The 15,960-nt window shown below is 38.2% G+C and carries 11 protein-coding genes; 6 read left to right on the top strand and 5 right to left on the bottom strand.

Translation table 11 applies throughout. The features are described from left to right. Positions 1-13: 13 nt before the first annotated feature. The gene (locus HHL23_RS12205) at positions 14-625 is read left to right on the top strand and encodes an NUDIX hydrolase (RefSeq protein WP_169235084.1); all 612 of its coding nucleotides are present in this window, start codon (positions 14-16) and stop codon (positions 623-625) included. Here the strand turns inward: HHL23_RS12205 and HHL23_RS12200 are convergent. Together HHL23_RS12200 and gldJ are read right to left on the bottom strand one after the other, a co-directional pair. Continuing rightward, positions 618-1,889 carry a UDP-N-acetylmuramoyl-tripeptide--D-alanyl-D-alanine ligase gene (locus HHL23_RS12200; RefSeq protein WP_169235083.1) on the bottom strand — a complete coding sequence of 424 codons (1,272 nt, stop codon included), beginning with the start codon at positions 1,887-1,889 and terminating at the stop codon, positions 618-620. The genes HHL23_RS12205 and HHL23_RS12200 overlap by 8 nt on opposite strands. Before the next feature lie 62 nt (positions 1,890-1,951). After that, the gene (gene gldJ, locus HHL23_RS12195; protein WP_169235082.1) at positions 1,952-3,553 is read right to left on the bottom strand and encodes a gliding motility lipoprotein GldJ; all 1,602 of its coding nucleotides are present in this window, start codon (positions 3,551-3,553) and stop codon (positions 1,952-1,954) included. A gap of 164 nt (positions 3,554-3,717) precedes the next feature. On the opposite strand from gldJ, the gene porU reads away from it, so the two are divergent. From porU to HHL23_RS12180, 3 genes are all read left to right on the top strand, one after another. Further along, positions 3,718-7,617, top strand: a complete 3,900-nt coding sequence (gene porU, locus HHL23_RS12190; RefSeq protein WP_169235081.1) for a type IX secretion system sortase PorU — start codon at positions 3,718-3,720, stop codon at positions 7,615-7,617. Between the two features lie 59 nt (positions 7,618-7,676). Then, positions 7,677-8,840 carry a type IX secretion system outer membrane channel protein PorV gene (gene porV / locus HHL23_RS12185; protein WP_169235080.1) on the top strand — a complete coding sequence of 388 codons (1,164 nt, stop codon included), beginning with the start codon at positions 7,677-7,679 and terminating at the stop codon, positions 8,838-8,840. A gap of 326 nt (positions 8,841-9,166) precedes the next feature. Then, positions 9,167-11,431 (top strand): FUSC family protein, encoded by a 2,265-nt coding sequence (locus tag HHL23_RS12180; RefSeq protein WP_169235079.1) that lies wholly within the window; start codon positions 9,167-9,169, stop codon positions 11,429-11,431. On the opposite strand, the gene HHL23_RS12175 is transcribed toward HHL23_RS12180, so the two are convergent. Next, positions 11,412-12,026, bottom strand: coding sequence for a 4'-phosphopantetheinyl transferase family protein (locus tag HHL23_RS12175; RefSeq protein ID WP_169235078.1), 615 nt, complete (start codon positions 12,024-12,026; stop codon positions 11,412-11,414). The two genes, HHL23_RS12180 and HHL23_RS12175, sit on opposite strands and share 20 nt — an antisense overlap. A gap of 202 nt (positions 12,027-12,228) precedes the next feature. Next, a complete protein-coding gene (locus HHL23_RS12170; protein ID WP_169235077.1) occupies positions 12,229-12,759 on the bottom strand; it encodes a HugZ family pyridoxamine 5'-phosphate oxidase in 531 nt (176 codons plus the stop codon). Positions 12,760-12,926: 167 nt separating this feature from the next. On the opposite strand from HHL23_RS12170, the gene ahcY reads away from it, so the two are divergent. Together ahcY and yiaA are read left to right on the top strand one after the other, a co-directional pair. Next, on the top strand, positions 12,927-14,240 hold the full coding sequence (ahcY, locus tag HHL23_RS12165) for an adenosylhomocysteinase (RefSeq protein WP_169235076.1): 1,314 nt from the start codon (positions 12,927-12,929) through the stop codon (positions 14,238-14,240). Between the two features lie 293 nt (positions 14,241-14,533). Further along, positions 14,534-14,926, top strand: coding sequence for an inner membrane protein YiaA (gene yiaA, locus HHL23_RS12160; RefSeq protein ID WP_169235075.1), 393 nt, complete (start codon positions 14,534-14,536; stop codon positions 14,924-14,926). A 111-nt stretch (positions 14,927-15,037) separates the two neighbouring features. Here yiaA and purE read toward each other — a convergent pair whose 3' ends face one another. Next, positions 15,038-15,541, bottom strand: a complete 504-nt coding sequence (purE, locus tag HHL23_RS12155) for a 5-(carboxyamino)imidazole ribonucleotide mutase (protein ID WP_169235074.1) — start codon at positions 15,539-15,541, stop codon at positions 15,038-15,040. Positions 15,542-15,960 lie beyond the last annotated feature (419 nt).

Below are 15,960 nucleotides of genomic sequence, written 5' to 3'. Positions count from 1 at the left end.
TTAATTCTTACAAATGTATAAAGTTTTTGTGAACGAAAAAAAATTATTAGTATCTAAGCATCCCGGGAATCTTGAAAAAGATCTCAGGTTCGAAAGTTTCACAACTTTAGAGATTGCGCTAGATCTTTTGGAGAACACTTCAGTAAAAGAGCTGAATGTTTTCGGTGAGAATATTGAAGAGATCTGGAAAGAGTTCCAAAAGCTTTTCAGGATCATAGAAGCGGCAGGAGGACTTGTCAGCAATCCTCAGGGAGACCTTCTTTTCATTAAAAGATTAGGTAAATGGGATCTTCCCAAGGGTAAGATGGAAAAAGGCGAATCACGCGAAGAATCTGCCGTAAGAGAGATTGAAGAAGAAACCGGCCTGAAAGATGTAGACCTGGTAGAGTTCATCAACACCACTTACCATATTTATATCGAAAGAAACGGTGAAAAGATTCTGAAATGCACCCATTGGTTTGAAATGAACTTCGATGGTGAAGATACCTCAAAACCTCAGATTGAGGAGGGAATTACGGAAGTGGCCTGGAAAAACACCGCCCAAATTGAGGAGGAAGTTTTCCCAAGTACTTTCCAGAATATTAAGCTTATCGTAAAAGATTTCTGGAATTTAAAGCTTAAATAAATTCTATTGCTTTTTCAAGGGCAATTCCTCTTGAACCTTTTAACAGAATATTTTCAGAATGAATGGTATTCTGCTGAAGATATCCTATCAGTTCTGCAGTATTGTCAAAAGACAATGCTGAGGGATTGACTGATTTAAAATGCTTTCCTACGGTAATGATTTGGTCAAAAGCCAATTCCTGGGCAAGTTTTAAGATATTCTGATGCTCTTTCTCACTTTCCTCCCCCAATTCAAGCATATCACCGATGATGATAGTCTTACGTCCTTCAAACGTAACAAAGTTGTGCAGAGAAGCCGTCATAGAGCTTGGATTGGCATTGTACGTATCCAGTACTAATGTTCTGCCTTCTTTTTTCACGACCTGTGAACGCATATTCGTCGGAGTATAGTTTTCAACAGCCTGCTTAATTTTTTCAAAGCCGATTCCGAAGTGAAGTCCGAGGCTAGCAGCTGCGCATAAATTGGTGAAATTATATTCTCCCGTCAGTTTTGAAACCGCTTTCATTTCCTGATATTGTAACCCTACAAAATGGTCTTCTGAAAACAATCCGAACTGATAATCTGAATTCTCTTTTCCAAAGGTAATTTTGGGTGTATAGTTTTCAGTTTTTTCTACCTGAATAGGATCATTTTCATTGACTATAATCGTGTTGTGATGGTTTTTCAAATAATCATAAAGCTCAGACTTTCCTTTGATCACGCCTTCAAATCCACCGAAGCCTTCTAAATGAGCTTTCCCAAAGTTGGTAATATATCCAAAATCCGGCTGCGAAATAGTACATAAAAGTTCTATTTCTTTCTGGTGATTGGCTCCCATTTCTATGACAGCCATTTCATGTTCAGGTTTAATGGAAAGAATGGTCAGCGGAACTCCAATATGATTATTCAAATTTCCAAAAGTATACTGTACATTGAATTTCTGTGAAAGCACGGCGTGTATAATCTCTTTGGTGGTGGTCTTTCCGTTGCTTCCCGTAAGCCCGATCACGGGAATTTTAAGGTGATTTCTATGATGAACTGCAAGCTGCTGAAGGAATTCCAGTGTAGAAGGAACATAGAAAATGTTTTTGTCCTTATTTTCAAATTCCTGCTGCTCCACAATCACAGCCAGAGCTCCCTCGTCAGCGGCTTTTTCTGCAAAAGTTGCAGCATTGAAGTTATCACCGGAAAAGGCGAAGAAGATATCATTCTTTCCGACTTTTCTGCTGTCGATCGTCACTTTATCTGACTTTAAAAATAAAGGATAAAACTGTTCTATATTCATAGTTCAAAAATAAAAAAACCTTCCGGAAATCCGGAAGGTTTTTTATAAGTATTTTGATAATATTATCTTCTAGTTCTGCTCTTGTCGTTAACTCTAGCATCCTGTGCAACACGGAAGCCGATCCATCCGTAAGCTTTGCCTTGGCTTTTGTATCTTCTTTGTCCCGGATCCAACCAATATGCTGTATCCTGCCAAGAACCACCTTTTACAACTCTTACATCGTTAGACATTGCTGACGTTCTGTCTTTAGTATCTTTCTGAAGTTTTACTCTTCCTCCTGCATCTACTACAAATCTCTTCTGAGGAGCATTGTACATATTATAAGTATCAGATGAGTCTGAAGTTCTGTAGTATTCTAAAGAAGACTGTCTGTCTCCATCTCTGTAGTTTCTGTAGTCAGCGATAGTTTCTCTTTCAAACTGTCCTGGAAGTCCTTTATAAACCAATCTTCCGTCGGCTAACGTATCATACTTGATAGTTCCTTCGTCGATCATTTTGTAAGTTCCGTCACCGTTTCTTACAACAGCCTGAGGCATGTTTCCTCTATAGTAATTGAAGTCGTTGAAATCTTCGTCAATGATAGGTCTGTATACGTCAGCCGTCCATTCAGAAACGTTTCCGTACATACCGTAGATTCCAAGATCATTAGATGGATATTGTCTTACGTCTGCAGTTTGTGCAGCTCCGTCATTTTTCCATCCTGCGATACCTGAATAGTCACCTGTACCCATTTTGAAGTTTTCAAGGAACATTCCTTTATCTTTTCCTTTGGTACCTCTTAATCTTTCAATTTCAGGTTTTTTACCAAGATATTGGTTGTATTCTCTGTTTTTAGCCATACCAAGAGCTGCATATTCCCATTCCACTTCGGTAGGAAGTCTGAACTTCTGAACCATTGAAGAGTTTGGTGCTCTGTTTGCAGAAAGAAGTCTCTGGTTGGTTGTTTTCATACCAGATTTTTGCTGCATTCTTTTCTCGTTGATATATCCCTGCATTTCCGGATCATTCGATTTGAATTTATCCATGTTAAATGCTGTTCCTCCTTGGTTATTGGATTCGTTGATATACAAATCTTTAGCAATAATTCCGGCTTGCATTAAAGCTTTTTCATTCGCTCTGTCTGTAAGCCATTCACAATATCTGTTTGCCTGAGTCCAGGAAACGCCTACTACCGGGTAGTAATCGAATTCTGGCGAACGCAGATACGTTTCATTATAATCGTTTCTAGCTAATTTATTATCCCATAAAAGAGTATCTGGCAGGGCACCGTTGTAGATCTCTTTAAAGCTAGGGTCACTTGGAGGGAATACGTACTTCAACCATGTAAGGTATTCGCGGTATTCGTAGTTAGTAATTTCTGTTTCTCCGATAAAGAATGAACTTACCTGCATTCTGCGCGGTGTGTTATTCCAATCATGCATCACATCATCCTTCACTAATCCCATTGTAAAAGTTCCACCTTCTACATATACCATTCCTGGCCACCCCTTCTGCTTTTGTTGCTTTCCTGCAAAAAACCAACCTTGTTTTTCGTTTGGTTTCCAACCCGTCTTGCTGACAAATTTTTTAGTACCGCCTCCTTTGCTGGTACCTGATCCGCCACAGCTGGTTAATGCAAGTGTAGAACTTAATGCTATTAATGAAAATAACTTTAGTTTTTTCATAGTCGATATAAATATTTTCAAAGTACAAAGAAAAAATAAATTATTCAATAAATCAAGTAAACATTTGATTTTTTTGAAAAACGTTAACAAATTAATTTTATTGTATCACAATTTAATTCTAAAATTTTCATTTTATTTGTAATTCAGAAATTTCAATAATAAACATGAAACAAAAAATCACCTTTTTATTACTATTCTCTTTTGTATCAACACTTTGGGCCCAGAGAAAAGCCATAGAATGGGAAGGCTCTAAAATCCAAGATTTTGGTGACACAAAATTAACTCTTCCAAATTTCAAAAATGAAGGTTTTTCGTTCAGCCAAAATAACGTTTTTATCATCACTAAACAAAAAATAGGAGAAAAGCAGCTGAAAGTTTCCGACCTTGCGTGGGAAAGTGTTTCCAATAAAGATCTCTATGATCTTGACAAGGGAAGATTACCGGATTATGATATTGCCGACATCGCTTACTACACTCTGGAAGGAGAAAGATATGCGAGTGTAAGTGTATCTTTATTCAAGAATGTAAAAGGGCGTGTCCAGAGACTTTCCTCATTCAGTATTTCTGAAACGGCATCTCCCAACAATTTCGGATCTGTAAATGCAAACAAAGTGGGAAGCACAGCCAACCCTCTTTCAAGTGGCGGCTTCTATAAGATTAAAGTAGACAGATCAGGAGTATTTAAAATTACTACACAGTTTTTAAAAGATAACGGCATTAACCCTGCTTCCGTAAATCCTAAAAATTTCAGAATTTACGGAAATGGTGGTGTAATGCTTCCTGAACACAATCAGGATACAAAATACAGCGCGCTTCAGGAAAATGCCATTCAGGTAGTGGGTGAAGATGATGGTGTATGGAATGACGGAGATTATGCTCTTTTCTATGCTCAGGGGCCAAACGGATACAATCTTTATGATCAATCAAACGGAAACGGTTTCAAAAGAACTGATACGAGAACTGACCAAAGTAATAATCTGAAAAATATCTACGAAGATTTCTCATACTATTTCATCAATTTCGACAAAGGCGCCGGTAAAAGAGTACAGCCTGTAGATGCCAACCTTCCGGCAGGTGCTTTAATTACGAGGTATGATAATTACCAGGTGATCAACAATGACCAAAAGAATCTTTTAAAAGTAGGAAGAATTTGGGTAGAAGAAGCACCATTCACAACGGATAAGGTGGTTACTTTTACTACCAGTTCGCCAATACAGGCAGGTGATATTATAAAATACAGAACTCAGGTAGTGGGTTACAGATCACAGAAGAATACTGTAGAATTTAAAATCAATAATCTAAATCCGGTCACACAGAATGTACCTGACAACACCGCGACATATAGCTATGATTTTTACCAGCTGAAATACGATGGTACCATATCTAATCTGAATGGAAACCAAATTACCTTTAACTACTCTCCTAATATCTCTTTAAATCCGAATGGAACTTTCCACTTCGATTATGTGGAAGTACAATATAAGGAAAATCTTACGTTCAATGGATCACAGATGAGTTTCAGGGATTTCTCACTTGCCAGTGGAACCAATACCAATTATGGCTTCGGTATTTCCAATGCAACAAACCTTGAGCAGGTATGGGATGTAACTGACATTACGAATGCCAACAGAAGAGTAAACAAAGCAGGTGCAGGTAACTTTAATTTCGGTTATCTTACCTCTGATCCCAATTTTAATAATGAATTTGTTGCTTTCCGTGCCGACGCGGCTTATAACCCTCAGTTTGTGGAAAGAATCGCCAATCAGAATCTTTCCGGGCTGCAGAATGTAGATTATCTTATCATTACTGTTCCTGAAATGATGGGGCAAGCGCAAAGACTAGCCAGCTATCACCAGACCAAAAATAATTATACAGTGGAAATCGTAGATGCCACTAAAATCTATAACGAATTTGGAAGCGGAAGCAGAGATCTTACTGCTATAAGAGATTTCGTAACAAAACTTAACAACAGTGCCAGGCTTAAATATGTGTTTATTTTTGGGGATGCCTCCTATGATTATAAAAACAGAATCTCCGGTAATTCCAATATAGTTTCCAGCTATCAGGGAGAGAATTCTGCAGACTTTGTGGGTTCTTTTGTTACGGATGACTATATTGTAATGACGCAGCCCCAGACAACAGCGTTCATTGAAAATAATCTACCAGATGTTCCTGTAGGAAGAATTCCGGCGGCTAACGTAACTGAAGCTGGAAATATGATGAACAAAACGCTCGCCTATTACAATGCTTTACCTGGACAGTCCACTCCTTTTGGAGAATGGCGTATGAAGGTTGACTTTGTTGTAGATGATGATAAGGATGGCGGAAGTCCTTTCCACGAAGTAATGAATAATACGCTGTCAACTATTTTTGAACAACCGGGTCAGGTGGAACTAAAAGAATACAACGTAAGAAAGTTATATATGGATGCTTTCCAGGCTCAAAGTACTGCAGCGGGACAAAGATTCCCTCAAGTGACTCAGGCTATTTCAAATGACATCGGAAACAGCTTGTATCTATTCTATTTCGGACATGGAGGTATCAACGGATGGGCTCAGGAAAGGGTGTTGACCAGTACAGAGATCCAGAATTCTAATAACTTCTCAAATGTATACAGCAGATTTCCATTTGTATCTACTATCACTTGTGAATTTACATTATGGGATGAACCGGGTACTTCTTCTGCGGGAGAACAGTTTATTAAACTGAAACAAGGAGGTGCTGCTGCCATGATTACATCAAGCCGTGCCATTGGGGTAGACTATGGGCGTCTCTTTACAGATACTTACACAAAGAATATTTTCAAGTTGATCAATGATGATTTTGAAACTTTAGGATATGCTCATTTAAATGCTAAAAAACAAAAAGGAGCCAATATCGACCACCTGAAGGTTAACTTCCTTGGTGATCCTGCTATGAAATTAAGCAGACCTCAGAGACAACTTGTGATCGATGGTATTGAATCACCGGTTCCGGGACTGATCAGAGGTTTGGACTTTATTAAAGTGAAAGGACATATCAACAATCCTAATGGAACTCTTAATACAACTTTCAACGGAAGGGTTTCTATCAATATTTTTGATAAGAGATTAAATAAGAAGACCCTGAATAACGACGGAGTTCTATCTCCTGTCATGGATTATACAGAAGAAGGAAGTGCTATCGTTAAAGCTTCGGGAACTGCAGTAAACGGAGTATTCAACGTGGAATTCTATGTTCCTAAGGATATCAACTATGCTGTAGGACAAGGAAGAATATTGGGATATGCTGATAACAAAGCAACAGATGTATTTAACAATCAGGCTGTACAGGTAGGAGACATCAATCCAAATGGAATTAATGATAATGAACCTCCAAAAGTAAGACTGTATATGAACAATACAAACTTTGCAGACGGTGGAATCACGAATCAGAACCCTATGCTTTTAGCTTGCGTTACAGACGATACAGGAATCAACTCTACTGGATCTGGTGTAGGTCACGATATTACAGTGTATCTTGATGGCCAAATCATCAATACTGTTGTTCTGAATGACTTCTTTACTTCAGGTGAAGGAAACGGATGTCTGAATCCTAGTCTTGCCGACTACCAGAAAGGGAATGTAACCTACCCTTTCAGAAACCTGGCGATAGGACAACACCAATTAACATTTAAAGTTTGGGACATAAACAATAATTCGACAACTGCTACGTTAAACTTTGAAGTTAAGGATGAAGCTGATCAACATCTGATTATTAACAGACCATTGAACTGGCCGAATCCATTTACCAATAAAACGTACATCCAGTTTGAACATAACTGCGATGATATTCTGGATGTAAATGTTCAGATTTACACGATAACAGGAAAATTAGTAAGAACATTATCTCAGCCGGTAGTTGCAGAACCGTTCCTACAGGGCTTTAGAACACCACGTCAGGCAATAGAATGGGACGGAAGAGACGATTTTGGGTCAACTGTTGCAAAAGGTACGTATATTTTTAAGATATTTGCAAAAAGTCAAAATCAAGAAAAATGCAAAGGAAGTGCTACAGCTGTAGAAAAAATGGTACTTTTGAAATAATTAAATAATACATAGATAACAATTTTTATAAAAAACTGATAATATATAAAAGACAACATATGAATTTAACTACTAAACTGCTTTTGGGATTTGGTTTAAGTGCTGGTTTTTTAGGCTATTCGCAAGATTTAAGTAAGATAAATCCAGTATTGACCGGAGCTCCTTTTCTAAGAATTGCACCTGATGCAAGAGCTGGAGGTATGGGAGACCAGGGGGTTGTAACCTCTCCGGATGCGTTTTCACAATTCTGGAATGCTGCAAAATATCCTTTTAGCAGAACAAGTTCTTCCGTAGGTCTTAACTATACGCCTTATATGGGGAAACTTACCAATGACGTATTTTTACTATATGGTGCGTTCCATAAATTCTTAGGACAGGAAGAAAGATCTACCATCTCTGCGAGTATCTATTATTTCAACATGGGTGAAGTAGACCTTACTCAGTTAGTAGGTTCAGAGGTAACTTCCATGGGTACATCAAAACCTAACGAATTCTCTATCGACGTTGCTTACGGTCTGAAACTTTCTGATTCTTACTCAATGGCCGTTACCGGTAGATTCATTCGTTCTGATTTAGCCGGAGGTTTCAACACAGATACAACTCTTAAAGCTGCCAACTCTTTTGCAGTAGACGTTTCAGGATACTATACTTCTCAAAGATTCTCCAGTTTCGGAGGGTATGACGGAAAAGTTAACGCTGGTTTCGCTGTTCAGAACCTGGGTCCGAAATTAGACTATACCGGAAATGAAGAATCAAGATCTTATCTGCCTACAATGGCAAGATTGGGACTTGGGTATGATATGTATTTAGATGACATGAACAAGATCGGGCTAAGCGTAGAAGGTTCGAAGATCTTGGTTCCAGGATCAGAATATGTAGGAATAGATCCTAATACAAGACAGCCAAGATATGAGATTCCAAACGTGGGACCTATCGCCGGTATTGGAAAATCTTTCAAAAATAAAAACAGTATCATGTACAGTGGTGCTTTAGAATATTCTTATGACAATGCATTTGCTGTAAGAACAGGTTACTTCCATGAAAGCGAAGAGCAGGGAGCAAGACAGTTCGCTACAGCAGGTATCGGATTGAAATACCGTTCTTTCGGACTTGATATTTCTTATCTGATCAATATGTCAAAAATCAATACTGCTTTGGATAACACCCTTCGTTTCGGTCTTACCTGGAACATTGGTGACGAAACATCTAATGTAGATAATTAAGATATTAAATACCTCAAATCAAAAAGCCTCATTTTTATGGGGCTTTTTTTGTGAACAAATTACTTGGTCAATTGACAATTAGCTGCGCTGTCAATTGGCTTCGCCGTGAATTTTCTCTCATGCTTACAGATTCACTCTTCACTTGCGAAGCAAAATTCACCATTCAAACTCTTATGGCAAATAGTACAATTCGTTATACCAAATTCGTCATAAGCACAACCATTCAAATTGGCAATTGGTAAATTATTACAGAAATATAATATTTAAGTTTGTAAAAGTCTCATCTTTATAAGGCTTTTCTTGTTTTCAATAATTAATTTTGTAGTATGAACTATTCAGCAGAACTCAAAAAATTCGTGACCAGTCAATATGTATATTCTGCAATCAGAATTACGCTGGCAACTGTTCTGCCGTGTTTAGTCCTTGCTCACTTCGGAATCCTGAAAGAATACTTTCTATTTCCTCTCGGAACCAGCTTTGTAGCGCTTTGTGACCAGCCCGGTCCTTTTATCAGAAGAAGAAATGCACTTACCTTTGCTATTTTCTGCTTTGTCTTTGTAGCACTTATCGCCAGCCTGGTGATGAATTTTAAAGTTCTGGTCCTGCTGGAGATCATTGCCTTCGGAATGTTTTTCTCCTTAATCGGGGTTTACGGACAGAGGCTTGCTGCGGTAGGCTCATTATCTCTTGTTGTACTGGCGATCTTTATAGACGGTCACCTTACGGGAGGCAATATCTTTAAAAGTCTGCTGATCTTCGCATCCGGATGTATCTGGTTCCTGCTGATATTCCTTGTAGTGACTACCATTCAGCCTTATAAACTAGCGGGGCAGATGATCGGGGAAAATTATCTCCAGCTCGCAGAATTCTTAAAGATCAAAGCGAATTATTATCAGAAAAACCCCGATTTCGACAAGCTAACAATTCAGGTGATCGCCAAGCAGGTGGGAATCAAAAATCTTCAGGAAGAAACCAGGGAAACCGTTTTCAAGACAAGGACCATCGTTAACGAATCAACTACGACCAGCAGGCTTCTGATGTTGATGTTTCTGAATTCTATGGACCTTCATGAAAAGCTGATGACCTCTGAAAGCGACTATCAGAAACTGCAGCAGAGTTTTGAAGACAGCATGATTCTGGTTAACATCCATGATTACCTCAACCTTCTTGCAGAAGAAATTACCAATATCGGAATCTCTCTTCAGATAGGAACGAGAGCAAAACCTATATTTGATCTGGAGCTTGAGCTGAAAAACCTTAATTCTCATTATTTCGAACTGCGCAATAAGCAGATGAGTCCGGATAATTTTGAAAATTTCATGGTCCTTCGCCAGATTTTGATGCGCATCAATGAGATCACAAAAGAAATCAATGAGATCTACAAAGTATTTTCCCAGAACGTAAAACTGGCGAAAAGTCTTTCCACAGGTCTGGATTTAAAAAAATTCATGCCTAATGAAGAAAAACTTAACTTCAAGGTTTTAAGGAATAATATTTCGTTTTCATCGTCTCATTTCAGACATGCGATCAGAATCACTACGGCCTTGCTGGTTGGATATATCTTTTCCATGTTCGATCTTCTGGGTCTTGGTCATACCTACTGGATCCTGATCACGATTACTGCCATATTGAAACCCGCCTACTCTATTACCAAAAAAAGAAATCTTCTCCGTTTATACGGAACCATTGCAGGAGCGGTTATTGCTTATACCATTCTGCATTTTATACATATTAACGGCATCCTGTTTACCATCCTGCTTTTGAGCATGATCATGTGCTTCAGTTTTCTGAAGGGCCGGTATTTTTGGGCAGTCCTGTTCATGACCATCTATGTGTTTTTGAGTTTTAATTTTTTAAATCCAGGCAATGTAAATGTGATCTTCAAAGACAGAATCCTCGATACATTGATCGCAGGATTGATTGCTTCTGCAGTATCTTATCTCGTTCTGCCTGTATGGGAACATACTCAAAATCTTGATCTGATGAAGAAATCTGCTGCAGACAATCTCATCTATTTTGAGAGTGTTATTTCAAAATTTCTGGAAGGAGACTTTGATATTGAAGACTATAAAATGAAGCGGAAAAATGCAATCATTTCGTTGGCTAACCTTTCAGACAACTTCCAGAGAATGATCTCTGAACCCAAAAACCAGCAGAAAAAACTGGAAGTGGTGCATCAGTTTGTGGCAACGTCGCACCTGATCACGGCATATACCGCCTCTCTTTCCCAATACTCCAAAAATGACGAAAAGTATCCTGAAATAGATGCTGAAAGCTGGAGCAGAAAGATTGGAGCAGAAATGCAGCAGACCTCTGTTTTGCTACATGGAAACGATATCAATGAAGCTCTAAAAATGGAAAGCCGTCTGGAACCTGAAGATTCTTCTATTGAAGATATGCTTTCAAAAAGAAAGACGGAGATCGGAGAAAATGACCTTGTTGACCGAAGAGATCCTGATAAAATTTCACATTTAACAGAGCTCAAAAATATCCATGATATCCTGGAGCTGATTTATGATGTGGCTAAAGAACAGAGAAAGGTGATAGAAAAATACAGAAGTGAAGCAGATCCTATTCCTCCACAATCGTAAAGCAATAGTCATCAAAAAACTCTACTCTCGCTTTGAACTCGTCTGAAAACTGGTCGTCATAAACCCTGCAGCTTATTTTATGAAGGTGTTTAAGCTCAAACGGCTTTACTTCATAATTCTTTTTCAGGGACCAGTATTTCGAATGATGGATCTTGTACATACTTTCCTTCACACTCCATATAATAGTATAGAAAGCAGGTGCGTTATCTTCGGGAATGAATCCTCTTTCGTTTTCGTAGGTGAATTTATCAATAACCCTCAGAATTTTTGGGTTGAATTTTTCGATGTCGATCCCTATTTTGTTTTTAGAAACAGCTATGGCAGCAAAAGGAAATGAATGGGTGATGGAAATTTCCGCGTCTTTAGGCGATAAAAAGGGTTCTCTTTCTTTATATAAAATTTTAGAGTGGGGCTTTAATCCTTTTAGAAGTTTACGCACCATGAGTACCTCCTGCAGTTTTTTGGGATGATAGTCTTTTACCTTTTCGGCATTTTCGGTTTCCAGAAGCTCGTTGATATCAAGTTCTTCGCTTTCATCATATTTCCATACAAGAATCGTGGCATTGTCATCTGAAAAATCGCGGTAAAGAGGCATCGTTTTTTTATTCGATAAAAGTAGTAAAAAGATGTGGAAGATAAAAGAGGATGGGAGAAGGAAGCACGAAGAAGGAAGTTACTATTCGTTTACCCATAACTTTAAAGTTTTGATTACAAAGAATCTATTAAAAAAAGAATTCTTCTTTACTTAACCATTATAAACTTCCATCTCCCCGCTTCCCTCTCCCATTCTTATCTATTTATTTAGACTGATGATTCACATCATTTCTATGCTCAAGAATTTCAAGATTTTCGTCCACAAAATAAGCACTTCCAAATCCGTTTACATAAGAACCTTTTACCGGCTGCAAAGCAATAAGGATGAAATCCTGCATTTCAGCAATAACATCAACTACTTTTCCGTGGGTTTCCTTTAATTGAGTTACCACGGTATTCCAGGTCTCAGAATCTCTTTCAACCTGAGAAGCTTCTGCTTCAATAGTCAGACGTTCACGGGCATAAATTTGTTTTGTTGCAGATTCATCTTCAATAAACATTACAGAAGTTTTTCTTCCGTCCGCAAGATTTTTTGTATGTTTGGCCATAAAAGAAACCAGAATATATAAGGTATTATTTACCTTTACAAAAGGAGCATAGCTGGAATTCGGAACTCCTTCTGCATCTACAGTTGCCAAAATCACGCTTTTCGTACGTTCTATCAGTTCCTTTACTTTTGGAGCTACGGGTTTTGCTTTTCTGTTAGCTTCTTCCTGGGTATTTATATGATTCATAGTATAAAATTTTATCTGAACAAAAGTAGTTATTTAGATTAAGACTAAATAACTTTAAGTAATGTATAATCTCATAAATTATGACTTGACCCAACGTTTTTTTATCTTAATTATTAATTGTAATTTTGCATTTCGTTATCAACTGAATTTAAATTTATTCATTACATATGAGTACTACAAAACAATACGTTCCTTACAAAGTGAAGGACATATCCCTAGCAGAATGGGGAAGAAAAGAAATTACCCTTGCCGAAGCAGAAATGCCAGGTTTGATGTCTATCCGTGAAGAGTACGGACCATCTCAACCCTTAAAAGGAGCAAGAATTGCCGGATGTCTTCACATGACGATCCAAACGGCTGTGCTTATCGAGACACTGGTAGCTTTAGGAGCTGAAGTTACTTGGTCTTCTTGTAATATTTTCTCTACACAAGATCACGCTGCTGCTGCTATTGCTGCTGCAGGAATCCCGGTTTATGCTTGGAAAGGCCTAAACGAAGAGGATTTTGACTGGTGTATTGAGCAGACTTTATTCTTCGGTGAAGACAGAAAACCATTGAACATGATTTTGGATGATGGTGGAGATTTAACGAACATGGTTTTCGATAAATACCCTGAATTCACAAAAGACATCAAAGGTCTTTCTGAAGAAACTACTACAGGAGTACACAGACTGTACGAAAGAATGAAGAACGGAACTTTAGTAATGCCTGCAATCAACGTAAATGATTCAGTGACTAAATCTAAATTCGACAACAAATACGGATGTAAAGAATCTGCAGTAGATGCTGTAAGAAGAGCTACAGACCTTATGCTTGCCGGAAAAAGAGTGGTAGTTTGCGGATACGGAGACGTAGGTAAAGGTACTGCTGCTTCTTTCAGAGGAGCGGGTTCTATCGTTACCGTTACTGAAATTGACCCAATCTGTGCGCTTCAGGCTGCAATGGACGGTTACGAAGTAAAAAGATTGGATACTGTTGTAGACAACGCAGATATCATCATCACAACTACTGGTAACTTCAACATTGTAAGAGGAGAGCATTTCCTTAAAATGAAAGATAAAGCGATCGTTTGTAACATCGGTCACTTCGATAATGAAATCGATATGGCTTGGTTAAACAAAAACTACGGTCAGACGAAATCTGAAGTGAAGCCTCAGGTAGACATCTATACGATCGAAGGTAAAGAAGTAATCATCCTTGCGGAAGGTAGACTGGTAAACTTAGGTTGTGCAACAGGACACCCTAGTTTCGTAATGTCTAACTCTTTCTCTAACCAGACTTTGGCTCAGATCGAATTGTGGAACAACTCTGCAGCGTATGGAAACGAAGTCTATATGCTTCCAAAGCATTTAGATGAAAAAGTAGCTGCTTTACACCTTAAAAAATTAAGCGTTGAACTGGAAACTCTTTCTCCGGAACAAGCTGAATATATCGGTGTAGATGCAAAAGGGCCATTCAAGCCTGAGTACTACAGATACTAAGATTTATTTCAATCTATATACAATCCCATTATTCAAAATAGTGGGATTTTTTTATTGCCCGTATTTTTAAATGCAATAAGTATTTCTTTGTTTTTAGCAGCTATTTCCCGCTATCCGCTCCTACTCCTCGCTCCAAAGCTAAAGCCCGGCCATGCTGTGGGGTAACCGCTGCTATCGGGGCTAGTGAAGTCTACATTACCCCTTTCTCCGTATTTTACCCATATTTTTGGACTATGCCTATTAAGTTTAGAAAAAATGAATATATTTAGCCCCTTAAACAAAACATATAATTAATGAAAAAACAAAGAGTATCGAATGCATTCGTAGCTGCGTCTTGGGTAGCATTGGGAGCAGGAATGGTCGGTTATATCGTAGGTCTTGCCAGAGCAGAAATGCTGCTGAATGAAAAAGGATATTACTTTACCATCCTTCTTTATGGCCTGTTTGCTGTAGTTTCTCTGCAAAAGGCAGTTCGTGACCGCCTGGAAAATATCCCGGTAACGGATATCTATTACGGGATCTGCTGGTTTGCCACCCTTTCTTCCATCGTGCTGTTAGCAGTTGGGCTCTGGAATGCCACCATACTTCCGAGTGAAAAAGGATTTTATGCATTTGCATTTCTCCTCGCCCTCTTCGGAGCCATCTCCGTCCAGAAAAATACACGGGACAATATGATCCAAGAATAAAACAGAAACGCTCCAAATTGGAGCGTTTCTGTTTTATAATAATTAGCAATTCACTTGGCTATGCATGATCATAAAGAAAGCAAATTCACAATTAATTATTTACAATTGATACTACTTATCGTACTGATTAGGATGTTTTGCTTTGATATCATCCACCGTACCCAGTACTTTATCTTTCAAAGCATCTTGATATTTCTGAAGATCTTCAGCAATCTTCTGGTTTCCGGTTCCTAAAATTTTAACCGCCAGGATCCCTGCATTCAAAGCTCCGTTTAAAGCTACCGTTGCTACGGGAATTCCGCCCGGCATCTGAAGGATAGACAGTACAGAATCCCAGCCGTCAATAGAATTGCTGGACAGGATTGGAACTCCAATTACGGGTAAGGTGGTACAGCTCGCTACCATCCCCGGAAGATGGGCTGCTCCACCGGCTCCTGCAATGATTACTTTAAGACCTCTTTCCTTTGCAGTTTTCGCATAATCAAACATTCTTTCCGGTGTTCTGTGCGCCGAAACTACCGTCAGTTCGTATGGAATATCGAGGCTTTTCAAAAAATTTGCAGCCTGTTCCATGATCGGCAGATCGCTCTGGCTGCCCATAATAATTCCTATCATCTTCAATTTTTATTAGATCTTCAAAGATAAAGAATAAAAGTCTTTTTTTAAAATAACAGCTCTATTCATTCCTTAATGCAGAAAACGTCATTCCTTTCATTTTTTTGAAAAACCGGTTCAGATGGCTTTTCTCTCTACTCCCAAAATCATCTGCGATCTCGCTAACCTTATTATAGACAGTTTTCAATAAGACCTATTTTATATTTTCAGCATATTCATTTAAAATTTTCCCTGTATCATTTTAAAATAACAGCCCACATAATTTTTATAAATTCCGAATGTATTACTGATATTTTTACCCGTCGGTATTTTAAGATCATCAATATTTCTTCATCAGATAAATTATTTTCAATAGTCTGTTCACAATTACTAAATCTTAATTTAAAGATATTACGACTTATTATTTTATTTTCAAAAAA

The organism is Chryseobacterium antibioticum, from assembly GCF_012927325.1.
GTDB lineage: Bacteria > Bacteroidota > Bacteroidia > Flavobacteriales > Weeksellaceae > Chryseobacterium > Chryseobacterium antibioticum.
Note: the sequence above shows the minus strand (reverse complement) of the source record. Positions and strands in the feature narration are given on the sequence as shown.